This is a genomic window from Enterococcus olivae (assembly GCF_053760925.1).
Window position 1 is genome coordinate 163,650 of sequence record NZ_JBSMVT010000002.1, and the last position, 23,600, is coordinate 187,249.

24 protein-coding genes, 1 pseudogene and 1 other annotated feature are annotated in these 23,600 nt (G+C 39.3%); of the genes and pseudogenes, 4 read left to right on the plus strand and 21 right to left on the minus strand.

Translation table 11 applies throughout. From position 1 onward, the window contains the following. Positions 1 to 5: 5 nt before the first annotated feature. Together ACWODM_RS02965 and ACWODM_RS02970 are read left to right on the plus strand one after the other, a co-directional pair. Entirely contained in the window at positions 6 to 1,136 is a 1,131-nt protein-coding gene (locus ACWODM_RS02965) for an ABC transporter permease (protein WP_455319880.1), read from the plus strand. Further along, positions 1,123 to 2,307 carry an ABC transporter permease gene (locus ACWODM_RS02970; protein WP_455319881.1) on the plus strand — a complete coding sequence of 395 codons (1,185 nt, stop codon included), beginning with the start codon at positions 1,123 to 1,125 and terminating at the stop codon, positions 2,305 to 2,307. The genes ACWODM_RS02965 and ACWODM_RS02970 overlap by 14 nt, the downstream gene beginning before the upstream one ends. A 117-nt stretch (positions 2,308 to 2,424) precedes the next feature. On the opposite strand, the gene ACWODM_RS02975 is transcribed toward ACWODM_RS02970, so the two are convergent. The 6 genes from ACWODM_RS02975 to rplK all read right to left on the minus strand — a co-directional run bounded on the left by ACWODM_RS02975 (position 2,425) and on the right by rplK (position 5,951). Further along, entirely contained in the window at positions 2,425 to 2,838 is a 414-nt protein-coding gene (locus ACWODM_RS02975; RefSeq protein ID WP_455319882.1) for a DUF1810 domain-containing protein, read from the minus strand. A gap of 81 nt (positions 2,839 to 2,919) precedes the next feature. Next, on the minus strand, positions 2,920 to 3,363 hold the full coding sequence (locus tag ACWODM_RS02980; RefSeq protein ID WP_455319964.1) for a CDP-alcohol phosphatidyltransferase family protein: 444 nt from the start codon (positions 3,361 to 3,363) through the stop codon (positions 2,920 to 2,922). A gap of 188 nt (positions 3,364 to 3,551) precedes the next feature. Then, the gene (rplL, locus tag ACWODM_RS02985; RefSeq protein WP_455319883.1) at positions 3,552 to 3,920 is read right to left on the minus strand and encodes a 50S ribosomal protein L7/L12; all 369 of its coding nucleotides are present in this window, start codon (positions 3,918 to 3,920) and stop codon (positions 3,552 to 3,554) included. A gap of 71 nt (positions 3,921 to 3,991) precedes the next feature. After that, positions 3,992 to 4,492: a 50S ribosomal protein L10 gene (gene rplJ / locus ACWODM_RS02990; protein ID WP_455319884.1), complete on the minus strand. Its 501-nt coding sequence runs from the start codon at positions 4,490 to 4,492 to the stop codon at positions 3,992 to 3,994. Between the two features lie 44 nt (positions 4,493 to 4,536). Then, positions 4,537 to 4,662: a sequence feature (ribosomal protein L10 leader region), on the minus strand. Between the two features lie 67 nt (positions 4,663 to 4,729). Continuing rightward, entirely contained in the window at positions 4,730 to 5,419 is a 690-nt protein-coding gene (rplA, locus tag ACWODM_RS02995; protein ID WP_455319885.1) for a 50S ribosomal protein L1, read from the minus strand. Between the two features lie 109 nt (positions 5,420 to 5,528). Next, positions 5,529 to 5,951 carry a 50S ribosomal protein L11 gene (rplK, locus tag ACWODM_RS03000; protein ID WP_455319886.1) on the minus strand — a complete coding sequence of 141 codons (423 nt, stop codon included), beginning with the start codon at positions 5,949 to 5,951 and terminating at the stop codon, positions 5,529 to 5,531. Between the two features lie 282 nt (positions 5,952 to 6,233). Between rplK and ACWODM_RS03005 the strand changes: the two genes are divergently transcribed. Beyond that, positions 6,234 to 7,085 carry an alpha/beta hydrolase gene (locus ACWODM_RS03005; RefSeq protein ID WP_455319887.1) on the plus strand — a complete coding sequence of 284 codons (852 nt, stop codon included), beginning with the start codon at positions 6,234 to 6,236 and terminating at the stop codon, positions 7,083 to 7,085. 40 nt (positions 7,086 to 7,125) lie between these two features. Here ACWODM_RS03005 and ACWODM_RS03010 read toward each other — a convergent pair whose 3' ends face one another. The 14 genes and pseudogenes from ACWODM_RS03010 to ACWODM_RS03075 all read right to left on the minus strand — a co-directional run bounded on the left by ACWODM_RS03010 (position 7,126) and on the right by ACWODM_RS03075 (position 20,953). Then, positions 7,126 to 7,560: a hypothetical protein gene (locus tag ACWODM_RS03010; protein ID WP_455319888.1), complete on the minus strand. Its 435-nt coding sequence runs from the start codon at positions 7,558 to 7,560 to the stop codon at positions 7,126 to 7,128. A 32-nt stretch (positions 7,561 to 7,592) separates the two neighbouring features. Continuing rightward, positions 7,593 to 7,874 carry a hypothetical protein gene (locus tag ACWODM_RS03015; RefSeq protein WP_455319889.1) on the minus strand — a complete coding sequence of 94 codons (282 nt, stop codon included), beginning with the start codon at positions 7,872 to 7,874 and terminating at the stop codon, positions 7,593 to 7,595. Positions 7,875 to 7,890: 16 nt separating this feature from the next. Then, positions 7,891 to 8,607 carry a DUF5058 family protein gene (locus tag ACWODM_RS03020; RefSeq protein ID WP_455319890.1) on the minus strand — a complete coding sequence of 239 codons (717 nt, stop codon included), beginning with the start codon at positions 8,605 to 8,607 and terminating at the stop codon, positions 7,891 to 7,893. Positions 8,608 to 8,836: 229 nt separating this feature from the next. Next, complete coding sequence (locus ACWODM_RS03025) at positions 8,837 to 9,736, minus strand: alpha/beta fold hydrolase (RefSeq protein ID WP_455319891.1); 900 nt, start codon at positions 9,734 to 9,736, stop codon at positions 8,837 to 8,839. A 389-nt stretch (positions 9,737 to 10,125) separates the two neighbouring features. Next, positions 10,126 to 11,511, minus strand: a complete 1,386-nt coding sequence (locus tag ACWODM_RS03030) for an aspartate aminotransferase family protein (protein ID WP_455319892.1) — start codon at positions 11,509 to 11,511, stop codon at positions 10,126 to 10,128. Between the two features lie 109 nt (positions 11,512 to 11,620). Beyond that, positions 11,621 to 12,472: an N-carbamoylputrescine amidase gene (gene aguB, locus ACWODM_RS03035; protein WP_455319893.1), complete on the minus strand. Its 852-nt coding sequence runs from the start codon at positions 12,470 to 12,472 to the stop codon at positions 11,621 to 11,623. 12 nt (positions 12,473 to 12,484) lie between these two features. Continuing rightward, the gene (gene aguA, locus ACWODM_RS03040) at positions 12,485 to 13,579 is read right to left on the minus strand and encodes an agmatine deiminase (RefSeq protein WP_455319894.1); all 1,095 of its coding nucleotides are present in this window, start codon (positions 13,577 to 13,579) and stop codon (positions 12,485 to 12,487) included. Positions 13,580 to 13,615: 36 nt separating this feature from the next. Then, positions 13,616 to 14,971, minus strand: a pseudogene (locus ACWODM_RS03045) (putrescine aminotransferase); the annotation flags it as partial. Between the two features lie 17 nt (positions 14,972 to 14,988). Beyond that, positions 14,989 to 16,644, minus strand: coding sequence for an amidohydrolase (locus ACWODM_RS03050; protein ID WP_455319895.1), 1,656 nt, complete (start codon positions 16,642 to 16,644; stop codon positions 14,989 to 14,991). 37 nt (positions 16,645 to 16,681) lie between these two features. Further along, a complete protein-coding gene (locus ACWODM_RS03055) occupies positions 16,682 to 17,485 on the minus strand; it encodes an ABC transporter permease (RefSeq protein ID WP_455319896.1) in 804 nt (267 codons plus the stop codon). Between the two features lies 1 nt (position 17,486). Next, positions 17,487 to 18,365, minus strand: a complete 879-nt coding sequence (locus ACWODM_RS03060; RefSeq protein WP_455319897.1) for an ABC transporter permease — start codon at positions 18,363 to 18,365, stop codon at positions 17,487 to 17,489. 10 nt (positions 18,366 to 18,375) lie between these two features. After that, the gene (locus ACWODM_RS03065) at positions 18,376 to 19,500 is read right to left on the minus strand and encodes an ABC transporter ATP-binding protein (RefSeq protein WP_455319898.1); all 1,125 of its coding nucleotides are present in this window, start codon (positions 19,498 to 19,500) and stop codon (positions 18,376 to 18,378) included. A gap of 21 nt (positions 19,501 to 19,521) precedes the next feature. Continuing rightward, on the minus strand, positions 19,522 to 19,869 hold the full coding sequence (locus ACWODM_RS03070) for a P-II family nitrogen regulator (protein WP_455319899.1): 348 nt from the start codon (positions 19,867 to 19,869) through the stop codon (positions 19,522 to 19,524). 31 nt (positions 19,870 to 19,900) lie between these two features. After that, complete coding sequence (locus ACWODM_RS03075; protein ID WP_455319900.1) at positions 19,901 to 20,953, minus strand: ABC transporter substrate-binding protein; 1,053 nt, start codon at positions 20,951 to 20,953, stop codon at positions 19,901 to 19,903. 207 nt (positions 20,954 to 21,160) lie between these two features. Here ACWODM_RS03075 and ACWODM_RS03080 point away from each other — a divergent pair, with 207 nt between their 5' ends. Next, positions 21,161 to 21,925, plus strand: coding sequence for a LuxR C-terminal-related transcriptional regulator (locus tag ACWODM_RS03080; protein ID WP_455319901.1), 765 nt, complete (start codon positions 21,161 to 21,163; stop codon positions 21,923 to 21,925). A 63-nt stretch (positions 21,926 to 21,988) separates the two neighbouring features. Here ACWODM_RS03080 and ACWODM_RS03085 read toward each other — a convergent pair whose 3' ends face one another. Then, a complete protein-coding gene (locus tag ACWODM_RS03085) occupies positions 21,989 to 23,464 on the minus strand; it encodes an aldehyde dehydrogenase family protein (protein ID WP_455319902.1) in 1,476 nt (491 codons plus the stop codon). Between the last annotated feature and the right edge of the window lie 136 nt (positions 23,465 to 23,600).

A 23,600-nucleotide genomic window follows, 5' to 3' on the forward strand; every position in this document is an offset into this window, starting at 1 on the left:
AATCTATGTTTTGGCATTTATTTACCTATCGATTAAAAATTTTATCCAGAAATCTTCCACTCATTTTCTGGACAATGTTATTCCCCATACTCTTAGGACTTTTGTTTATGGCAGCCTTTAGTAATCTATCGTCTCCGATCTCACTAGAAACTTCCCCGATTGGTATCGTAACAAATGGCGAAGATAGTGCAGAATTTGAAGCTATTTTAGAAGAAGTAAAATCTGATGACACCGTCTTATTTGAAGTTCAACATTTAGAAAAGACAGAAGCCGATGAACAACTTGCTGCTGACGATATTGTCGGTTACTACGAATTTACTGATGGAAACATTGAATTGTTCGTTGGACGTAATCAAATCCCACAGTCGATTCTATTAGACTTTTTAAATCAATATCTCCAATCACAAGACAAAGTCGAAATTTTGATGGCAGCGGGTCTTTCCTATGAAGAAATCGCCTCAGAATTAAGTCAGCAAACGAGTTTTATTACTGATCAAGAGCAAGCCCATGCCAATCAAAGCGATTATTTTTTCTACACTTTAATCGGAATGGCTATTATGAACGGTTTGATTTGGGGTCTGGGAAATACAAATGACCAGCAAGCCGATCAATCAGCCAACGGCATTCGAGTCAGTCTCTCACCAAGAAACAAATTTGTCGTTTCATTAGCCAATTTACTGGCTAGTTTTGTCCTGTTTTTCACACAAATCTTGATTATTTTAGCCGTCTTTCGTTATATCTATGGAGTGGCATTTGGAAATCATTGGCAATGGCTCTTAGTTCTCGTTGCTTTAGGTGTATTAAATGCCCTTTCTTTAGGAACTTTGTTAGGTAATTTTTCTTCCAAAATTACCTTTGATCAGAAAATCAGTATTGGTTCGACCATCACAATGATTTTGAGTTTCCTAGCCGGAATGATGGGCTCAACCAGCTTGAAATTTTGGATTAGTCAAAATTTGCCACTTCTCGGTCGAATCAACTTAGTGAATTTAATTAGCGAAAGCTTTTTCCAATTATTTTATTACCAGTCACTCACGCCTTTTTACCATAATCTTTTATGGTTAGCCGGATTTACCCTACTCTTTTTCTTAGCAAATGTTTATTTCGAAAGGAGAGTTTCCTATGAACATTTATAAAACCGTCTTTAAAATTTTGCGATCAAATCGAGGAACCCTACTACTAGGTGTGGCAATTACTGCTTTTATCATTTTTGCCCAATCTGGTGCTATCAGTACCGATTATGAAGCCGAAGCTCGCAAAGCCGATATCACGATTTTATCTGAAGATGATTCTCCGATTGCTCTCGAACTGATTGACTATTTAGAAGAGGAACAAAATGTTGTCCAGCTTGCAGATGCTTCTGAAAAAGGCTTGGATGATGCTTTGTATTTTGAAGAAATTTCCTATATTGTAACAATTCCCTCTTTATTCAGTGAGGAATTGTTACAAGGAAATCAGCCCGAATTAATCGTTCGAACGAGACCCGGGACTTTTTCCAAAGTTCTTGTGGATACGTCGATTAATCAATTTTTAAATACCTTTTTGCTTTTCCAAAGGAATCAACCCGATGCTTCCCAAGAAACTCTGTTACAGCAAACAAGAAAAACTTTACAGACCGAAAAAAACTATCAACTGGATTCAGAATATAATCAGCGGGTCAGAAAAAGTGTGGCTGCTCGTTTAGTCAATCTCTTAGCCTATGGTTTATTTGCATCGATTTTCTCAGCCTATGGACTGGTCAATGTCTCGTTTAATCGTCCAGCCGTTCGCATGAGAAATAATTGCTCACCCATGTCCCGTCGAAAGCTTTCACGAAAAGTCGGGACTGCCAATTTACTGTATTCTTTGGTATTGACTATTGGATTTGGGGCCTTTGTCCTTTATTTTTCCAAGATTCAGGATGTACAAATTCTAGGACTCTTTGTAGTGAACATATTGGCATTCTTCTTTACAATGGTGGCATTTTCGATCATGGTCACCAGTCTAACCAGTAACATTGATACGATCAGTGGTGTCAGTAATATCTTTATTTTGGGAAGTTGTTTTATCAGCGGTGTTTTTGTTCCATCAGAAATCCTACCAGATATTGTCAATCGTATTGCAGCCTTTACACCTTCTTATTGGTTTATTCAAAACAATCAATTGATTGGTGACAGTCCAAGCTTCGGCAATGACTTTTATCAGACATTTGGTTTGAATCTACTCGTTCTACTTGCTTTCTCATTGGCCTTTCTCATTGTGCAATTTATCAGTACCAGAGAAAAAGGTTTGGATGTCTTGAATAAAAACAAACGTACGGCACGATAGATCAAAAATAATATTCGAGCGATGAATTCTTTACCAAATATTTAAGTAAATAACCAAAAAAGTTTCTGAAAGCTGATTTCGGAAGCTTTTTTTATAGTCAACAGTTATACCAAATACTTACTTTTGGATTCCTAGAATTTTTAAAGTCTTTTTAACGTATGCCCCTTGGAAAAACTTTTCCAAGACTTGCTGAAACACGCTGTCTTCTTCTGTTATCAAGACAAACAAAGTCATCGATGAATGCAATTTTAATTCATCGGGAGAGCCAAAGATCGCATAAGCATCACTTGATTCTAGAAAAAGTAACTCCCGTGAGATCTCCTGTAGATGACTTCCTAAAACTGGATGTTTCAGAAAGAGCAACGCCTCCTGAAGCGAGTCGATGCCATAGTATTCGGCTGTTGAACTTCTGCCAAGTCCTTTCACCTGTGGAAAAATGAACCACATCCAATGACTTTGCTTCCATCCGCTTTTGATTTCCTTTAAAGCTTGTGCATAGCTTGATTGATGATCTTGAACAAAATGTTCCATAATTACCTCTTTTCTGTATGCTACTTTGAACCTCACATCAACTGAGCTGGTTATAAAAGTACCCTTCTTTTTTTGAACAAATCAAAGATGAAAAATTGATTGTATATCGCGTTGTAATTCTGTTGATAGGACAAGTATAAACAATTCTTCGATCGCTGAAACACTAGCAACTAAACCAATCAAAATGACTCCCAGATCTTTTCCAGCTATAGTAAATAATACTGGGAAGAAAAATAAGACGATTCCTGTAAATTTATTGGATAGCGTATGTAAAAAAGAAATTTGATGGTATTTTGTGTACCCTATGATTATTGAAGTCAAACGAACCAAGGCTATACCCACTCTCCAAACTAGGATCAGATCAGACAATTTTATTCTCGGTAGGAAAACAAACAGCATGATACTAACAAAAATCAGATCTGCTAAACTATCCAACACTTGCCCTAATTTACTGGTGACACCTAAGCGTCTAGCAAGATAGCCATTCAGCACATCACTTATTCCACAAGCAATAATAACAGGGATAACGGTTCAGCCATTATTAAACAAACGGCACACAGCATTCTGATGATCGATAGATAATTAGGAATATTTTTAATAATAACTTCCATCCTTTATAATGCTAATAGGCATTCAATATGATAGATCAGACTATACTAAAAAAACTGGAAAACCTAAAATAGGTCTTCCAGTTTTCAAATATCTTGAAAAGATTATTTAACAGTTACAGAAGCGCCAACTTCTTCTAGAGAAGCTTTCAATGCTTCAGCGTCTTCTTTAGAAACGCCTTCTTTAACTGGTGCAGGAGCTCCATCAACTACAGCTTTAGCTTCTTTCAAGCCTAGGCCAGTTGCTTCACGAACTGCTTTGATAACTTTAACTTTTGAATCACCAACAGCTGTTAATTCAACTGTGAATTCAGTTTGTTCTTCAGCAGCTTCACCAGCGCCACCAGCAGCTACAGCTACAGGAGCAGCAGCAGATACGCCAAATTCTTCTTCGATAGCTTTAACTAAGTCGTTTAATTCTAAGATTGTCGCGCCTTTTAGCTCTTCGACAATGTTTTCAATGTTCAATGCCATTTTTGTTTTCCTCCATATAATAGGTAATTTTTTTAGTTTTTGTTATTTATAATACGTGTATCATGCGGCAATTAAGCTGCATCTCCGTCTTTTTCTGCCACTGCATTGATAGCGTAAGCCACGTTGCGGACTGGCGCTTGAAGTACAGATAAAAGCATAGATAGTAAGCCTTCGCGGTTTGGTAGTTTTGCCAAAGCAATAACTTCCTCCAATGAAGAAACTTTACCTTCGATGATACCGCCTTTGATTTCTAATGCTTTTGCATCTTTAGCAAAATCGTTGATGATTTTCGCAGGTGCTACGACATCTTCGTTACTGAATGCTACTGCTGTCGGGCCAGTGAATACTTCACCCATGCCTTCCAAACCAGCTGCTTCAGCTGCACGTGAAAGAATAGAGTTTTTGATAACTTTCATCTCCACGCCTGCTTCGCGCAATTGTTTACGTAAAAGTGTTACTTCTTCAACTGTTAATCCACGGTAGTCAACGACTACTACAGATGCAGCTTCTTTGAATTTAGCAGTTACTTCATCTACAATTGCAGCTTTTTTAGCGATAGTTGCTTCACTCATTATTAAAATTCACCTCCTGGTTTTGATGGAAGAGTTCTTTTGTCAAAAGACAGAAAAAAACTCTATGCCACCGTAGACATAGAGGGACAATTGAAGTTTCTCAATAAATGTCCTCGGTAGGAATTATGACTGACGTCACCTACTGTCTTCGGTACAGTTAATTATTTAACCTCAAACACCTTAACATAAGAAAGGTGTTTGAGTCAATAATTTTTTTGTTTAATTTTTGATATTTGCTTAGAAAGAAGCTGAATCTACATGAATACCAGGTCCAAATGTTGTTGTCACTGTGATGTTTTTCATGTAAGTTCCTTTTGCTGCAGATGGTTTAGCTTTCACTAATACATCATGGATCGTGTTGAAGTTTTCAACAAGTTTTTCGTTGTCGAAAGATACTTTACCGATTGGAACATGAACGTTTCCGTTACGGTCAACACGGTAAGTTACTTTACCAGCTTTTACTTCTTCGATCGCTTTTGTAACATCCATTGTTACAGTACCAGTTTTAGGGTTAGGCATTAAACCTTTTGGTCCTAAAACGCGTCCTAGTTTACCAACTTCAGCCATCATATCAGGTGTCGCTACAACAACATCAAAATCGAACCAGCCACCTTGGATTTTTTGAGCCAAGTCGCCTTCGCCAACGTAATCAGCGCCAGCAGCTTCTGCTTCTTTTGCTTTTTCGCCTTTAGCGAATACTAATACTTTTTGAGTTTTACCAGTTCCGTTTGGTAGCACCACTGCACCACGGATTTGTTGGTCCGCTTTTTTAGGGTCTACGTTTAGACGGTAAGCAACTTCAACAGTTGCGTCGAATTTTGCACTATTTGTGTCTTTTGCTAATGCTACAGCTTCTTCCACTGCGTATGCTTTAGTCGCATCAACTTTTTTCAATGCATCTTGCATTTTTTTGCTTTTTTTAGCCATTTTTGTGTTTCCTCCTTGATGTGGTTATAACGGTAGAACCTCCCACGTGTCCTATATCTTTCAATACAGAGCCGACTGAGAAGCTACTTCCTTGGGGGTCAGTAGAAAATTATTCTACAGTGATTCCCATGCTTCGTGCAGTACCTTCGACCATGCGCATTGCTGACTCAACGTTAGCTGCGTTTAGGTCTTCCATTTTCAACTCAGCGATTTCTTTTACTTGATCGCTAGTAACTTTAGCTACTTTGTTTTTGTTTGGTTCGCCTGAACCTTTATCAATTTTTGCAGCTTTTTTCAATAATACTGCTGCTGGCGGTGTTTTTGTAACGAAAGTGAATGAACGGTCTTCGTATACAGAAATAACAACCGGAATGATCAAACCTGCTTGATCAGCTGTACGAGCGTTGAATTCTTTAGTGAATCCCATGATGTTGATACCCGCTTGACCTAATGCAGGACCTACTGGTGGAGCTGGTGTTGCTTTACCTGCAGGGATTTGCAATTTAACTAGTTTTTCTACTTTTTTTGCCACGAGACATACCTCCTTGAGTCCGTGATGTGGTGAATTGGAGATCAAAATTTCTCCTCCCACGTGTTTCAGCGCACACAAAACACGGTGTTTCATGCACACTGGAACATATTAACAGAATCGAAATCCTTTTTCAAGTATTTTCTTCTGAAATTCTTTATTTTTGCTCGAAATTCGTCACAAGTAGTTTTCGTTATGGCGTGCATCGATGCACACACGTCATTGATTTGTTCTATTTTTCTTTTTCTACTATAATGTGGCTAATACAAATTGAGGGAGTTCATTATGAAAAAAATCTTTTTATTGCTGTCCTTGTTCCTACTTGCTGCCTGTGGTCAACAAGCAACGGCTGTGAATCAAACCGAAGAAACCACACAAATAACTTCAACTTCTACAGAAGAAGCCTTTCCCAAGTCAACAACCCCCACCTTGTTCATCCATGGCTTTGCCGGAGGAAGAAGCTCTTTCGGGCCTCTGATTCAACGAATGGAAGATACGGGTTTGGCAAAAAAGGAACTGACGATCACTGTTTTAGCTGATGGCAGTTTGCAAACAGAAGGACAGCTGACTGGTGAAGCAAACAATCCCATGATTCAGGTACTTTTTGAAGACAACCAAAGCCATGAATGGAATCAAGCGGAATGGATCCGCTCAGTTTTGAGTTATTTAAAAACTAACGAACAGGTAGAAACAGTCAACCTTGTCGGTCATTCCATGGGTGGTGTCAGCAGCTTCCGTTATTTAGGCACCTATCCCAATGATACTTCGCTGCCTGTCGTAGAAAAATTTAGTGCGATCGGTGCTCCTTTCAATGATTTTGTTGATACCAGTACCGAACAGTCCATTGAAGATCTACTGGCCAATGGTCCCAATGCCTTTTTAGATCGCTTGAATGATTTCTATACTCTTGCTCCAACAATCAACGAACCCACGATCCAGCTGATCGCTGGACAAGTTAGTCCGGAAGACCTAAGTGATGGTACCGTTCCTTTAGGCAGTGCCTTGGCGATCTATCACGTGATGCAGGAACAAGGTGCAACGATCACTTACTCGATCATCACTGAAAACGCCCAACACAGTCAGCTCCACGAAAATAGCGAAGTCGATCTGTTACTGCAACAGTTTCTATGGGAATAAGTAAAAAAGTGAGCGGGATTTTTTCCCACTCACTTCTTTTTTATTTTTCTCCGGGAAGATACACATCGTTCTGTCCTTTGTCGTAAAGGAATTTTGTCCCGAAATAAAGCGAGGGCAATAACACTAGAACGACTAGCCCTTGATATCTAGACATAATCCCAATGTGGAAAACATATTGATCCAATACAGCGATCAACAGGGTACCAAGAAAGGGTAAGATCCCCCCTTTGATCTTGTTCGGTGACGTAATTCCACTACCCAAACGGGAATCCATCATCGAAACGATCAAGGTCCCAAACAAAGCTGGCAAAATATAAGCTGTTGCGGTTTGCACAACGGGTGTCTCCAAAATCGGCTGTAGTGGGATCATCAAGATCACTCCCAGTGCCAAAACTAAAATCGTGACAAATGAAGAAACACCTACTGCGATCGAACTGAAAATATCGGCCTCCTCTGTTCCATAGGAAGCGTCCATCATCTGGACCGCATTTGTTGCGACCGGTAGTTTCAAATTGGCAAGATTGCCGGTATAATAAAGGTCAAATAAATCGAACTGCCGACGATTGGCGTGTAAGAAATAACTTCTCCGATATTGGTTGGAATAAAAATAGCTAATAAACCTGCACTAGCAGTCAGAATTTGAACTAAACTTGGAAACTCGCCAAAATAGATCCCGGCGATCGTAGGCATGGCCAGCATGACGATGATCGTCAAAACAGCGGCTCGTCGGCCAAATTTATGCATAGAATGAATGTATTTGTTTGTTTCAGTTGGTTGGTCTTTTTTCATGTTCTGTCTCTCCTTTTCAGATAATTATCAGCCTAAAAGTCCGGTCCACAAGATTGCCGATCCCATAGCGATCAGCATCGCGAAGACTAGGATAAAATTGCTCAGCCAAGCCATTCGGAATTTTCACTGCTATGAGCTGCAGCAAATACGCAGCCAGACCACTCGTAAGCAAGGTCAACAGATTGACGATACCTGACAACAGCATCGGTACGACAAAAGCGATGATGATCGCCTGCATAAACACACTATTGCCCAAGGCTCCCCAACGTGGATCACGGTCTTTTCGCTTGATCGATCCGGTATGGATTTTCTCGGCAAGAAAAGCTGACAAAACTAATCCACCAATGATTCCGATCGACATCACAAACATTACCAAAACAAAATCCCCTGCCGAAGCCGTCGCGGCACTTACATTGTTGGTTGCCAACGCAATATTGGCTGCCATGATCTCAAACGTGACTGAGCCGATCACACTCAAGCGCCACCAAGCCCACGGAATGCCCAACAAAGAGGCTAAAGAAAAGAAACCTACGACGATCGCGATCGAAGGTACGATCGTAAATGTTGCAGAAGATCGGACGATCCTCATTAATTGCTCTTTCGTATAACCTAGTTCTCTTGCTCGCTTCCACGATTTTCTTACAGACAATAAAGCAATTGCTGAAACGTACAATAAGCCAATAATAACCATTCCATAAATCAGTGGATGTGTTGCTGCTTCTAAAAAATTCATCTGTTTACTCCCCATTTCCTTTTATTTTCTCCTTTTTCTACTCCTTCTCCAAAGATACTTCATTTTCTGAAAATTCTGACGATTCAACCTACAGTTTCATTTGATAAAAAATAGTATAAAGGAATTTTCTGTCTGATGGAGGAGTCAAGAACAAAAAAAGGATCATTTTCTCCTAGGGGAAAACGATCCTTTCTTTAAATCTTCTTTGGATTGAAAATAGATAGACTGATCAATCAGACTGTCTATCGATAAACTGGAGCAACGTCTGTTCAATTTCTTCAGAATGCCCCACCATTAAATGGCCACCGGTTTCAAAGGAAACAAAAGTAGCTTTGGGAAAACGATCGATCACATCTTTGACTGCTTGAATATTTACTAGCTTGTCATCTTTGGCATGAAAGATATAGACTGGAGCTTGAAGTGTTTCAATAGGGTATTCATTAAAATTTCTAGCCATATCAGGATTTGTTACTGCAGCGTCTAAGACGATTCCCTTTTTTCTTTCGGAAGTAGGCAACATGGAATAAATAGTTGCTGGGTCCATCCCCATCAAAAGTGAAAATAAAGGACTTAATAAGAACATCGTGTAGTCCTTGCATAAAAAAGCGGGTGGACCCGCATATTCAGAATAATTCGCAGGCTTTTCAACAAAAGGCATGGCCGAGCTGTAGAGGATCAATCCTTTGGTTCTTTCCGGATAGTCTAAAGCAAAACGAATAGCACTTGTTCCCCCAGCAGAGGTCCCTAGTATATAGGCTTGTTCAATCCTTAGCCTGTCGAGTAATTGAACAAAAACGGCCGCTTGTTCTGAAGGCGTCCCTGCTCCTAAAATATCGCTGCCTAAATAGCCGAATCTTGATGGCGCGATGACCCTACAAGAAGATTTAAAATTTTTCACTGTTTCATATGCTTGATCATAACCACCAAAAATACCATGTATGGAGAGAATGACTTCCCCATTCCCTTCATCCATATAAGCGATCTTTCCAAAATCAAGTATTTCTGTTTCTACCCTATATGAAACAAGTCGCTCTTTACTAGCTTTTACTGCTAAATAACAACGAACTCCTTGTATGATCAAATAGAGAAAGATGACCAATAGTCCGCCACTTAAGATAGCTACTTTCATATACTTACCCTTGTCTTTCTAATAACTAGTTTGTTATCGATACCAGCCAACTTTGTAATTCTCACAAAACTTTTTGACTACTATTTTGTATGATCACTTTCGTTTAAACGTATGCCCTTTGCAACAAGTAAAAGATAGCTGTATGGAAGCTCAAATGCCATACTATGCAGACCTTCTTGAGCTAATTATAGGTTAATTAGAATGGACCTTCAATGAAGGGATGGTTCCTTAAGGAAAAATAAGACAAAAAATATCCAAACAAAATAAAAACTGCCACTAAATCCAGAGACAGTCTATTATTGTTCAGATATTTATGAAGAAGTTTCGAAAAAGTTGATTCAATAAAAATTCCTTTGTAGGATCAAAAAGTTTTCATTGCTGGAATAATTTTAACTGTTTTCCCAACTAAAAAAACTCTCCCCAAAAGAGTGACTCACTTCCTTGATCGCTTCATGTAATATGGACAAGCCCCTCTGTAGCTGCTCCTCGCTTATAACAAGTGGTGCTAGAAAGCGAATGACATTCCCATGAATCCCAGCATTCTCAATGATCAAACCTGATTGGACACAAGTTTGAACTAATTGACTAACAAACTCTGGGTAAGGTTGTTTGGTCTCTTTATCTTTAATAAATTCGATCCCAATCATTGCTCCTAATCCTCGAACGTCGCCAATCACTGGAAATTCTTTCTGCCATTTTATAAATTCTTCCATACACTTTTGCCCAATTTCCTGTGCTCTATCTATCAGCTTTTCTTGCTCAAAAATTTCCAATACTTTTAAACCTGCAGCACAAGCAATCGCGTTCCCGCCATAAGTTCCACCAATAATTCCAGCTGGGACCGCATCCATGATAGCTGCTCTAGCAATGACCCCACTCAATGGTAATCCCGCTGCAAGAGACTTAGCAATAACTAAGATATCTGGTTGAAACCCTAACTCTTCCCAATAGTTTGAAGCAAACATTTTACCTGTACGACCAAATCCTGTTTGTACCTCATCAGCAATCAATAAAATACCGTTTTTGTCACAAATAGCTCGTAATGCTTTTACATATTCAAATGGAGCTGGTATAAAACCACCTTCACCTTGTAGCGGCTCTAAAACAATCGCAGCAATCTCATCAGCTGGGGTACATTCTTCAAAGACTTTGTCTATTTTGTCTATATAATAATCGAGTGCTTCTGCTGGGCTGACAGGACTACGGTAATAATAAGGAAACTCAGCACGAAAAACACCATTCGCCAGAGCGCCCATCCCTTTCGCATAGGCTTTTTTTGAGGTCATTGTCATCGTCATCAAAGTCCGCCCATGAAAGGCTCCTGAGAACACGACGATATTGGTTCTTTTCGTCGCGGCCTTAGCGATCTTCACTGCATTCTCGACTGCTTCAGCGCCACTATTAGCGAAAAATGTCTTCCTCCCTTCTCCTTTGACTGGAGCCAATCGAGCCAATTTCTCTGAAAGTAACACATAATTTTCGTGCGTCACTATATTCATCATGCCATGAAAAAATTTCTCAGATTGTTCTTGAACAGCTTCCACGATCGCTGGATGTGTATGACCAACATTTAAAACTCCTACACCTCCAACCCAATCAAGAAAAATGTTTCCATCAGGATCTTGTAGCATCGCACCACTCGCTTCTTCAATAACAATTGGATACACACAAGTGACACCATCGGGAATAGATTGTTTACGTCTTTGAATAATCTGAGATGCTTTGGGACCAGGCACTTCACCTGTGATGATCTTCGGTAATTGATTACGCAACATGTCTAACACACCCACTTTCTTCCTTTATTTGATAAATAGCATAAGTAGCTTGCACTTATTCCACACTCTTTTTTCTTACTTGATCGAATTTTATAAACCGATCATTCGGTTACATCTCCATAATTGGCTGATAATGCTCCGGTCGGCGATCACGATAGATCCCCCAAGTTCTTCGTTCAAACGCGGCCTGATCTAAATCAACCGTCGCTAAAATCACAGATTCGGTTTCACGATCAGCTTGATTCAAAATTTCTCCAAAATGATCCGTAATAAACGATGTGCCATAAAAGTTCATCTGACTGTCATCTACTTCTGTTCCGATGCGATTTGAGGCAATGACTGGAACGAGGTTGCCAGCAGCATGTCCCTGCATGACTCTCTGCCAATGAGACTGACTATCCCTATTCAGAACAGGTTCTGAACCGATTGCGGTAGGATACATCAGTAATTCAGCTCCTAGTAAAGTCATACAGCGTGCACTTTCAGGAAACCACTGGTCCCAACAGATACCTACACCGATTTTACCGTAACGGGTATCCCAAACTTTAAAGCCTGTATCTCCAGGTGCAAAATAAAATTTTTCTTCATAAGAATGACCATCTGGGATATGCGTCTTGCGATACGTCTCCATAATGGTCCCATCCGCATCCAAGACTACCAGTGAATTGAAAAAAGTATTATTCGCTCGTTCAAAAAAACTGATCGGCAAAACAACTTCTAACTCCTTCGCAATTGCTTGAAAATAGTGAATCGCTACATTTTCCGAAGTTGGTTTTGCATATTGAAAATATTCGTATCTTTCTTGCTGGCAAAAATAAGGTGTTTCAAATAGTTCTTGAAGCAGAATGATTTTTGCTCCTTGTTGTGCAGCCTTTCGCACAAGTTTCTCTGCTTTTTTCAAGTTATCTTCCAAATCCCATGAGCAACTCATTTGAGTAGCAGCAACTGTAACTAAGCGCATTGGTTTCCTCCCTTACAACGGTACTTGTTGGGTGATACAGTGAATGTTTCCTCCGCCAAGTAACACTTCTCTTGAATAGATTTGAATAATTTTTCTATCTGGCAAAAGCTTGCTAAATAGTTCTTTTACCTTTTTATCAAGCAGATGACCAAATGCAGGCAGTATCACTGCTCCATTGCAAAAATAAAAGTTGATGTACGAACCGCCCAAGTAATCTCCTTTTTTTCTGGGAAGCGTTCCTTCTACCTGATCTAAGCCGTTCGCTTCTTCTTCAGTCATCTCTAGATCCGTTGGAATTGGAATCTTATGAATGATCAACGAACGTCCTTTATGATCCTTTTGCTTGGACAGAGCTAAAAATGTAGCCTGAGAATAGGCATACTGAGGCTCTTCCTTATTTTCCGTCCACCCCAGAACAACCTCTCCTGGTCGAATAAAGGCACACAGATTATCAATGTGTTCGTTGGTCTCATCTTGATAAATTCCATGAGGTACCCAGATCACACACTCGACATTTAAATATTCTTTGAGCTTCGCTTCAATCTCTGCTTTTGTCAAATGAGGATTTCTTCCAGCACTCAAGAGACACGCCTCCGTTACCAAAGCCGTTCCCTCACCATCGACATGAAACGAACCGCCTTCTAGTACAAAATCCTCCAAAAAATATCGATCACATCTTTCTAACTGGCACATCTTTTGTGCTACCATGTCATCTAAATCCCAAGGAAAATATAAGCCATCTGTTAAGCCGCCCCAAGCATTGAACCGCCAGTCTATTCCTCTTAGTTCTCCAGCTTGATTTTTTATAAATGAAGCCCCGGTATCTCGAGCCCAAGCATCATTGGTACTCATTTCAATAACTACGACTTTCTCATTGAGTTGCTGACGTGCATGTTGATACTGATCCGCCTGCACAAGCATCACGACTTCTTCAAAATCAGCAATAGCATGGGCAATCTCAACGAAATTTTTTTGAGCTGGCTTGCCGCCTAACCGCCAATTGTCTGGTCGTTGTGGCCAGATCATGTAGGTTCTTCGATGCGTTGAAAATTCAGCAGGCATGTAAAAACCATCGTCTTTCGGTCTCTTATTTTTCATTTTTTTCATTGAAATCCATCCATCCACTAAAAATTAAACAATGATTTATGCTAAGGTCTCGCTGGTGCTTTTTAATGCAACGTCCAACCGCTCAACGACTTGATCTAATTGGTCTAAAGTAATCGTTCCAGCTGGTTCAAAACGAATACATTTTGAATTAACTAAAGTTCCCGCTGTCATAACGCCTTGAGAAAACAATGATTTTGCCACATCGTACCCGATCTCATCTGAGAAAAACTCAATAGCGATCATCAATCCAGCCCCGCGAACTTCTTCGATCACAGTCGGATATTTCACTGCCAAAGTCTTTAATTGTTCAAGCAGATAATCCCCTTTTTCCTGACATTGTTTAGGAATATCTTCTTTCAACATATAAGAGATTGTTGCCAGAGCAGCTGAACATGCGAGAGGATTGCCTCCAAAGGTTGGAGAACCTAACAACCATGGGTTATCAACCAACTTTTGAACCCACATTTTTGGACGACAAATAATTCCAGTGATCGGCATGATCCCACCACCAAAAGCTTTACCGTAAGTCATAATATCAGGAACAACCTCTTCCGCCTCACAACGCCACATCGTCCCTGTTCTGCCCATTCCTGATTGGATCTCATCGAAAATCAATGCCACACCGTACTCATCGCAGATTTCACGAACTTCCTTCAAGTAACCTTTTGGTGGAATGATCACGCCCGCTTCTCCCTGGATCGGTTCTAAAATGACTGCAGCTACTTTTTCTCCGACCACAGTCAAATTTTGAATGGCCTTTCTCATATCTTTTGCATTTCCATATTCTACGTGCTGAACTTGCTGAACCATTGGTGTGTAAGGTAAACGATAGGTTCCTTTTCCGCCCATTGAAACGGCTCCCATTGATTTCCCATGAAAAGCCCCTACTGTTGATATATACCAGCTGCCTCCGGTCGCAATTCGAGCAAGCTTCAACGCCATTTCAACCGCTTCAGCTCCACCATTTGTAAAGAAGCAATACTCTAAATCTCCTGGTGTGATATCCGCAACTGCCTTCGCCAGATAGCCTCTCAAAGGATCTAACAATTCTTGAGAATGCAATGCTTGATGCTCCAATTGAGCTTTGACAGTGTTTAATATCTCTTCATTTCGATGACCACAAGTGTAAATACCAAATCCTCCCAAGCAATCAATAAAGGTTTCTCCCTTTAGTCCATAACAATATGAATCTTTATCCGTCCATTCAACGACTGCGGCATTTGTTGAAACTGATTTTCGGTATTTTAACCAACCAGGGCTCACATAATTATTGAAATAGTCGACTGTTTGCTCTGTAATGGTTTCTTTTTCGTCCTCGGTCAGTGAATCACTGTGGATATATCCTAAAACTTTGTCTAAATCGGCAATCACTTGTTCTTTACTCATCTTTGATCTCTCCTGTCTGTTTTTTACTCTGCAACAACCGTTGCGTTTTTAGTTTCTTGATAGTTTATTTCTCCGTTTGAAATAGTCATTTCTACATGCATCTGGAGAATTTTTTTGGAGGAAGTCTGTTCAATGTTATGACTTAATACAATAAAATCCGCAAATTTTCCTCGTTCTAAAGTTCCAATTTTATCTGAGAAGCTACACGCTTTACTCGCTTCTCTCGTTTGGGCGAGAATAGCTTCTTCAACATCCATACATTCTGCTGGGAACCAACCTTCAAAAGGCTCCTCTGAGACTGTCTGACGAGTTACCGCATAATAAATATTTTCTAGTGGAGAAACATTTGTCACTACGGGGGCGTCTGTCCCAAAGGCTAAGGGAACTCCTTGATCAACCAATGTCTGGAAAGGCCACATACGTGTCTCACGTTCTCTTCCAACATCTTTAAACACAGTAGGGTAATCCATTAAGCAGTGACTTGGCTGGACGGAGGCAACAACGCCGCTCTTTTTCAATTTTTTAATATCTACTGGATCAATAATCTCCAAATGTTCTAAGCAGTGAAAGCCTTCGTTCAATCCACCGTATTTTTCATTGGCTTCCAAAAAATAATCAATAGCCAGTTCAATCGCGCGGTCTCCGATCGCATGGATTCTTAAAGGTAGGTTCCGTGAAGCGGCTAGCATTATTTTGTTTTTGATTTTTTCTGGAGGAACAATCGATGTTCCCAGTGTTCTTGGGTCATTCTCATAAACTTCCTTCATAAAAGCCGTGTGTGTGCTGATCACTCCGTCAAAGAAATATTTGCCACCGACCACTCGTAGTTTTTCTGTTCGATATTTTTTCTGCCAATGCTCAATCCGATCCAAATCGTCTTGCATAATGGGAAATAAATGGACACGTATCTTGAGTTTGTTCTGTTCTTCAAGATATTGATAAACTTCTGGATATATTTGATCATCCATTTCTTCTTGTGTTTCATCAGGTAAGACAGCTAAGTCACAAACAGAGGTGATCCCCATTTTCAAAAGCTGCTCAAAAAAAAGATGGATATGCTCCGACTTACTTACCATTGACTCTGTTAAGATTTTACTGATCCCTGCCATAGCAGCGCCTTCTTTGATCACACCAGTATATTCGTTTGTATCAATCTCCTTTTCGAATGCTTCTTTATGTGAGGACAAATACTCTGGATCAAATGCTAATTGCTCAAAGCCTTTGCTATTGACCCACAAGGTATGCAGATCAGCTGAGATCATCGCTACTGGAATATCAGGAAAATAGGCATCTAAGCTTTTTTTTGTAGGCAACACCTTGTTTTTCCATGTGGGTGAATACCAGTCTTTCCCGACTAACCATGCTTCTTCATCTAGTTTTTTCAGATCCACTTGATTCACTAAGGAACGAACACATTCTTCTTCAGATCCGCCGGTCGCTAATTTGATTTTTCCAGCATAAACCAGGGCAGACAAATTTACATGGATATGCGAGTCAATAAAGCCTGGTAGAATGGTTTTTTCTCCTACATCATAAAATTCAGCTCCTAATAAATCACGTGAAGGAATTTCTCCAAAACTTTGATAAATTTCTTTGATTTTCTCTCCTTCAACAACAAGAAATCCTTCTTGATAACGCTTATCGATCCCTGTAAAAATCGATTTGCTTTTAAAAATCATTCGTTTTTCTTCCAAATACATTCACCTGTCTTCAAATTTACGATTTTGCCAATTTTTTGATCTTTCTAACTTGAAAAACGGCATTGGCAATAACTAACCCAAACATGACGACCATCATCATCGTTGACAGTGCATTGACTTCAGGTGTTACTCCTGTTCTTACCATTGAAAGAACTTTTAACGGTAAGGTCGTACTGTCTGGTCCAGTTGTAAAAAAGCTAATGATCACATCATCTAATGACAAAGTGAATGCCAACATCGCCCCTGAAGTGATTCCGGGTATCAACAACGGTAAAGTGATTTTATAAAATGCTACAAAAGGACGTGCTCCTAGATCCAGCGCAGCTTCCTCTAAAGCATGATCCAATCCAGCTAACCGCGCACGAACATTGATCAAAACAAAAGGAATACAAAAGGTGATATGCGCAAATATCAAGGTATATAAACTAAGCCTGATTCCTGAAATCGAATAGATCGACAATAAGGAGATACCCAGAACGACTTCTGGAATAACTACCGGAATATACAAGATCTTATCTAGGATGTTTTTTCCGGGAAATTGAAATTTATGCAGAGCAAAAGCTCCTAATGTTCCAATGATCGTTGCACAGATCGTACTAATTACTCCAACAAAAAGTGAATTTTTTAACGATTCCATGAGTGTCCGATTGTCAAATACCGTTCGATACCAAGAAGTAGTGAAACCTTCAAATAAAATATTCATTTTCGAGGTATTAAATGAGAAAATGACCACAATAATAATTGGTAAATAGAGAAAGAGAAAAACCAGTGCAATAAAAATATTTTTCCAGATATTGCCATTTTTTCTGTTCGTTTTCATCCTATCTACCTCCTAAATCTTCCATGTTTCCGCCTCTTTTTCCATAGACATACAAGACGAGCAAGGTGATCAAAATTAGCATGATCGACATCGCTGCACCTAATGGCCAATTTTGTGCGACCATAAATTGGTTCTTGATCAGATTTCCCATTGTAAGAGAAGTTCCTCCACCTAGGACATCTGAAACGAAAAAATAGCCCAGTGATGGAATAAAGACCATTACACAACCTGCAAAAATACCCGGAACAGTCAAAGGAAAAATAATTTCCCATAGAACAGCACTTTTTTTTGCCCCAAGATCACTGGCAGCTTCAATCAAGGAATGATCAATTTTTTCCATCGAACTATACAATGGTAAGATCATAAACATAATCAATAGATACACCATCCCGATCACTACGCCTAGATTATTGTAAATAAAAGAGATCGGATTCTGAATGATATCAAATCTCAGCAAAAAGCTATTGACCACTCCGGTTTTACGTAATAAAGTTACCCAACCAAATAATCGCACCAAAGAATTTACTACAGACGGCAAAACGACCAATGCCATAAACACCGTCTGGATAACCTTTGATTTTTGCGAAATAAACAATGTAAATGGATAAGCAATGGCTAAACAGATGACCGTTGTCAAAAGCGCCATGAAAATTGAAGCGCCATAGATTCTTAAATAATCTATTTGAAAAACCTGTATAAAATTATTTAGTGAAAAACCAAGTGATATTCCTCCGTACATCCCTTTGTTCATGAAACTCATCATAAAGACATACAACAAAGGTACGACGACAAATAGTAACATCCAAAAAGAAACGGGAAGGACACTGACCCACTTTAATACTGCAACATTGCTCGTCTTTCCTTTAACTTTTTTTTCCATAAGCTCTCTCCTATTTTTCATTGACTGAAGTAAAATCAGGATTTTCGATGATTTCAAATACTTTTTGGCTGACCGTAGGCATTAAGAATGCGTCATCTGCCTGCCAATAAACGTATACTTGAGTTCCTATCTCTAAAAGCTTTTGTTCAGCTAAACTATTCATCTTCAGCTCCATCCCGTTGGATAAGGAAATCAGCGTTTTGTTCATGTTGCCCGTGAAATAATGTTCAGAAACGACCCCCACTAGTGAAAAACCTGGTACCGGTGTAGTCGAAAGTTTGATATTTTCGGGTCGTACCGACAAATAAATGATTTGATCTTTCTTCACTACTTCGGTAAATGCAACTGTCACCTGACCCGCCTCAACACTAATTTCAACACCACTTGAATCAATCGCAGCCACAGTTCCATAAAAAATATTGGATTCTCCAATAAAATCAGCAACAAACTTAGAAGCCGGTTTTTCATAAACTGCTTTCGGTGTGTCAAGCTGCTCTAAATTCCCTTTGTTCATAATGGCTATTCGATCACTCATCATCAAGGCTTCTTCCTGATCATGAGTCACATAGATAAAAGTGATCCCCAATTTTCGTTGCAAACGTTTAAGCTCTACCTGCATTTGCTTTCTTAATTTTAGATCCAGCGCACTTAGTGGTTCATCTAACAGCAGAACCTTTGGCTGATTGACCAAGGCTCTGGCAATTGCCACCCGTTGTCGTTGTCCACCAGAAAGCTGCTCAGGCTTTCGATTTTGATAACCCTCTAATTGCACGAGCTTCAACATTTCTTCTACGCGAGATTGGATCTCTTTTTTGGGCAGCTTACTCATTTTTAATCCGAAGCTGATATTTTCAGCAATAGTCATATGAGGAAACAGAGCATAGTTTTGGAAAACGGTATTCACTTTTCGTTTATATGGAGGAATACCGGCGACAGGCTCACCTTCCAAAAAGATCTCTCCCTCTGTTGGATCCTCAAATCCGGCAATCATTCGTAAAGTTGTCGTTTTTCCGCAACCAGAAGGACCCAGCATTGTCAGAAATTCGCCTGATTGTATGCTCATGTCTAAGCTTTTGATTATTTCAAAATCATCGTATTTTTTGTTTATCTGCTTTAAGCTTATGATTTCGTCCATAGGTTGATGTCTCCCTTTCTACTATAATGCTTTGTCTCCTCGTTCACCTGTTCGAATCCTCATGATATCTTCCATCGCAAAGATGGCTACCTTTCCATCTCCAACATTCCCGGAAGAAACATTTTCATGGATAGACAATATCACTTGTTCCACTACTTTATCTGAAACATAAGCAAGAACTTGGATTTTGGGTAATAGATTTATTCTGAAATTACCACCTTTAAACACGGTACTTTCCTCTGCATCTCCCTTTTGATTTCCACAGCCCATTCCACTGAGTACTGTCATTCCGGAACACCCATTCTCAAATAAAATTGTTTTTACGCTTTCCAACGCCTCGGGTTTGATCGTTATCTCTAGTTTTTTCATACTCTTTATCCTTTCTTCCCTCATTATTCGCTTAATTTTTGAAGGTACTCCAGACTTGATCTACTTTTTCTGTATCGTCTCCAATATCCAAAACAGTTTCTGAACGTGCTAATACATCGCTAGGAACAACTTTCGCCTCATTTTGTTTGTACTCATCCGGCAACAGATCAAGGGCTGCTTTGTTCGGATTGTAGTAAGGGAATTCTTGTGAAATTTCTGCACTTACTTCTGGTTCTAAAATATGGTCAATAAACTTCTCTACGTTTTCTGAATTTTCTGAATTTTTAAGTTCCATAAAAGTATCAAAAGCAAAATAATTTTGTTCTTGTGGATAATAAATTTTGATTGCTGGATCGGCATCCATTGCCAATGCAATCTCACCTGCATAGATCAAGCCAACAGAGACTTCTCCATTGATCAAAGAGGTTTTTGGACTGGTACCATCAAAAATTTTGATATTTGGTTTTAAGGCTGCTAAATACTCGCTTGCGGCGTCTAAAGCTTCATCACTAGTATCATTTATTTCGTATCCCGCCTGCATCAATGCAATTCCAACAATCGCTCTAGCATCCTCTACCGTGACGATCGAGTCTTTGAATTGGGGATCCAGCAAGTCTTGATAACTGTGCAATTCTTCCGATACCTCATTCGAATTTACGGCAATTCCCATAGCAGTTCCTAAATAAGGAACAGAGTACTCATCTTCGGGATCATACGATTGCTTCAATGACATTTCATCTAAATTACTTAGGTTTGAAATACTATCCAAATCTAATTTTTCCAGCATATCCAGATTTCTGAAGGTTTCAACATACATCCCAGGAGCAAGCACCATGTCGTACGTCCCTTCGGAAGAAGATTGAACTTTCGCCAACATTTCATTTGGATCTGAATAGGTCGTGTAATTCACAGTAATACCTGTCTCCTGCTCAAAATCTGAAATGACACTGTCCGGAACATATTCAGACCATCCAATCACATTTAACACTTCTTTAGAGCCTGCACTCGAATCGTTACCGCACCCTGCAATCAATGCGGCACCCAAACCTGCCATCATGAAATAAATTTTTCTTTTCCGTCTCATCTTATCTTCCCCCTTGTTTCGAATGTTATATTTTCTTACATGTGAATTAGTATATAATAGTTTTCATTCCCTTTCCATTCAACAATTTGACCATTTAAATCCTCAAAACAGCAAAATAATCACCCTAAAGAAGTATTTTTGACTAAAACAAACTTTAAAAAAAGCAAAATGAATGTTACAATTCATGATATAGGAGGCGATACGTATATGGAAAATATTTCCAAAAATGATTTGCTCTTACTCAATAATATGATTCATCACATCTATAGTTGTGAAAATTCGAACGAAATGAGAAAACAATTGCTGCAAAAAATCTCACTTTTGATTTCTTTTACTGGAGGAAATTTTTATCTAGCTGACGTTTTAGATCATACAAAATTGTCTTCACCCATCTCTTATGACCTTCCTGCTGAATTCTGTACACAATATATTGAAAATTATCAAAATCTTGATTATTCAAGAGGTCTCTTATTTACGGGGAAAAGTATTGTTTATCGTGAATCCGATATTCTTCCGGATAATCAAAGAATTGAAACGCCCTACTACAAAATCTTTTATGCAAAATATGACTTTCATCATTCTTTACATATAAGTATTTCGAATCATCAACAGTTCTTGGGTGTACTCTCACTTTTTCGCCATAAAAAAGAACCTAATTTTAGTCAATATGACCTCACCATACTCACTTGTCTGATTGATCACTTAGAATTTCGTTTATTCCAAGATCACCAAAAATTAAAACTGGCTGATCAAAAACGAACCGTGCATCAGACCGCTGAATACTATGATCTAACCAAAAGGGAAGAGAAAGTTTTGCGATTGTTGATCGATGGTTTAGAAAATCAAGAAATCTGCGATCTTTTATGCATCACAAACAATACCTTGAAAAAACATATTCTTAATTTGTATAGAAAAATGAATATTAACAATCGTGTTCAACTATTCAAATCAGTCAAAGAAAAAGAAGAGTGATTTTACGATTCTAAAAAAGCAGCTATTCCTATGAACAGCTGCTTTTCTATAACTTCAATTGATTTAATTTTCATACCAACCAATCGTACCTGGCTCTAAGTTGATATTGATCTGTTTCACTTCCTGATACTCTTCTAATCCGTAAGTCCCTAGCTCTCTTCCGATACCACTCATCTTATATCCGCCCCAAGGTGCCTCATTGAATGTTGGATTGTAAGCATTGATCCAAGTGATTCCGGCACGAATTTCTTTGATCACACGCAGAGCACGTGCACCATCTGAAGTAAAGACCGCCCCAGCTAAACCATAAATACTATCATTGGCTAGTGCAACAGCTTCTTCTTCCGTTTTAAAAGTTTGAATCGTAACGACCGGACCAAAAATTTCTTCTCTAACGATTGCCATCTCAGCTGTACATTCGTCAAAAATCGTAGGCTTCACAAAATAACCCTTACTGTATTCCCCTTCTGTCAATCGTTCACCACCACAGACAAGCTTCGCACCTTCCTCTTTCCCTTTACTGATATATGATAACACTTTATCCATCTGACGTTTGGAAATCAACGGACCTATATCCGGATTGTCCATGCCATTCCCAATCGTCATGGCATTGGCACGTTCTGCTAAGCGTTCCACAAATTTATCCTTCAAAGACTCTTCAATGATAATTCGAGAACCTGCAGAGCAAACCTCTCCTTGATTGAAGAAAATACCAATCATCGCCCATTCAATAGCTCCTTCAAAATCAGCATCTGAAAAAATAATATTTGGTGATTTACCACCTAACTCTAATCCGATTTTTTTAACATTACTAGCTGCTGCTTTCATGATCCCTTGACCGACTTTTGTACTCCCAGTAAAAGTGATCATATCCACATCGATATTTTCTGCTAGTTCATGTCCCACATCGCTTCCTCCAAGAACCAAGTTCACCGAACCTGGAGGCATTCCTACTTCGTCAAAAATCTCAAAGAGGGCGATCGTGGACAAGGGAGCTTCAGGACTTGGTTTAAAAACGACACTGTTACCGGCTGCTATCGCTGGTGCCAATTTCCAAGCCGACATCAACAAAGGATAGTTCCAAGGAGTGATCTGACCACAAACACCGACTGGTTCATGTAAGGTATAGCTGTGCATTTTTCCAAAACCATCGTTGACCTCATAGACTCCACCCGCAGGTTTCTTGATCAAGCCAGCATAATATTGAAAACAATGATAGGCATCATCGATATCTCCTTCAGCTTCACGAAGTGGCTTACCATTGTCCAAAGTATCCAATCTTGCAAGCTCGGCTCTTTTCTCGTCGATCTTTGCACAAATTTGATACAACACATCTGCACGATCTTGAGCACTGCTGTCTCGCCATTCTCTTGTTTCATAGAAAGATTTTTTTGCCGCCTGTATCGCCGTTTGCGCATCTTCCTGATTTCCATCAGCAACTTCAGCAAGAATTTCTCCTGTTGCTGGATTTTCTATCGAGATTTTTGCTCCAGATTTTGCAGCTACCCATTTCCCATCAATATAATTTCGTTTTATCATACAATCCAACTCCTTCATTGATGATGCTCTATTTTTAACTATTATCTTATCTCATAAAAGAGGCTGCACACAATACAACATAAGAATGAAAAAAAGTAACTATTCAAACAAGAACTACTTATTAAGAAGTAGCTTC

Coding starts and splice junctions, on each gene's coding strand:
- ACWODM_RS02965 (WP_455319880.1), top strand. CDS start 6: ATGTTTTGGCATTTATTTACCTATCGATTAAAAATTTTATCCAGAAAT.
- ACWODM_RS02970 (WP_455319881.1), top strand. CDS start 1,123: ATGAACATTTATAAAACCGTCTTTAAAATTTTGCGATCAAATCGAGGA.
- ACWODM_RS02975 (WP_455319882.1), bottom strand. CDS start 2,838: ATGGAACATTTTGTTCAAGATCATCAATCAAGCTATGCACAAGCTTTA.
- rplL (WP_455319883.1), bottom strand. CDS start 3,920: ATGGCATTGAACATTGAAAACATTGTCGAAGAGCTAAAAGGCGCGACA.
- rplJ (WP_455319884.1), bottom strand. CDS start 4,492: ATGAGTGAAGCAACTATCGCTAAAAAAGCTGCAATTGTAGATGAAGTA.
- rplA (WP_455319885.1), bottom strand. CDS start 5,419: ATGGCTAAAAAAAGCAAAAAAATGCAAGATGCATTGAAAAAAGTTGAT.
- ACWODM_RS03005 (WP_455319887.1), top strand. CDS start 6,234: ATGAAAAAAATCTTTTTATTGCTGTCCTTGTTCCTACTTGCTGCCTGT.
- ACWODM_RS03010 (WP_455319888.1), bottom strand. CDS start 7,560: ATGGACGCTTCCTATGGAACAGAGGAGGCCGATATTTTCAGTTCGATC.
- ACWODM_RS03015 (WP_455319889.1), bottom strand. CDS start 7,874: ATGAAAAAAGACCAACCAACTGAAACAAACAAATACATTCATTCTATG.
- ACWODM_RS03020 (WP_455319890.1), bottom strand. CDS start 8,607: ATGAATTTTTTAGAAGCAGCAACACATCCACTGATTTATGGAATGGTT.
- ACWODM_RS03025 (WP_455319891.1), bottom strand. CDS start 9,736: ATGAAAGTAGCTATCTTAAGTGGCGGACTATTGGTCATCTTTCTCTAT.
- ACWODM_RS03030 (WP_455319892.1), bottom strand. CDS start 11,511: ATGTTGCGTAATCAATTACCGAAGATCATCACAGGTGAAGTGCCTGGT.
- aguB (WP_455319893.1), bottom strand. CDS start 12,472: ATGCGCTTAGTTACAGTTGCTGCTACTCAAATGAGTTGCTCATGGGAT.
- aguA (WP_455319894.1), bottom strand. CDS start 13,579: ATGAAAAAAATGAAAAATAAGAGACCGAAAGACGATGGTTTTTACATG.
- ACWODM_RS03050 (WP_455319895.1), bottom strand. CDS start 16,644: ATGATTTTTAAAAGCAAATCGATTTTTACAGGGATCGATAAGCGTTAT.
- ACWODM_RS03055 (WP_455319896.1), bottom strand. CDS start 17,485: ATGAAAACGAACAGAAAAAATGGCAATATCTGGAAAAATATTTTTATT.
- ACWODM_RS03060 (WP_455319897.1), bottom strand. CDS start 18,365: ATGGAAAAAAAAGTTAAAGGAAAGACGAGCAATGTTGCAGTATTAAAG.
- ACWODM_RS03065 (WP_455319898.1), bottom strand. CDS start 19,500: ATGGACGAAATCATAAGCTTAAAGCAGATAAACAAAAAATACGATGAT.
- ACWODM_RS03070 (WP_455319899.1), bottom strand. CDS start 19,869: ATGAAAAAACTAGAGATAACGATCAAACCCGAGGCGTTGGAAAGCGTA.
- ACWODM_RS03075 (WP_455319900.1), bottom strand. CDS start 20,953: ATGAGACGGAAAAGAAAAATTTATTTCATGATGGCAGGTTTGGGTGCC.
- ACWODM_RS03080 (WP_455319901.1), top strand. CDS start 21,161: ATGGAAAATATTTCCAAAAATGATTTGCTCTTACTCAATAATATGATT.
- ACWODM_RS03085 (WP_455319902.1), bottom strand. CDS start 23,464: ATGATAAAACGAAATTATATTGATGGGAAATGGGTAGCTGCAAAATCT.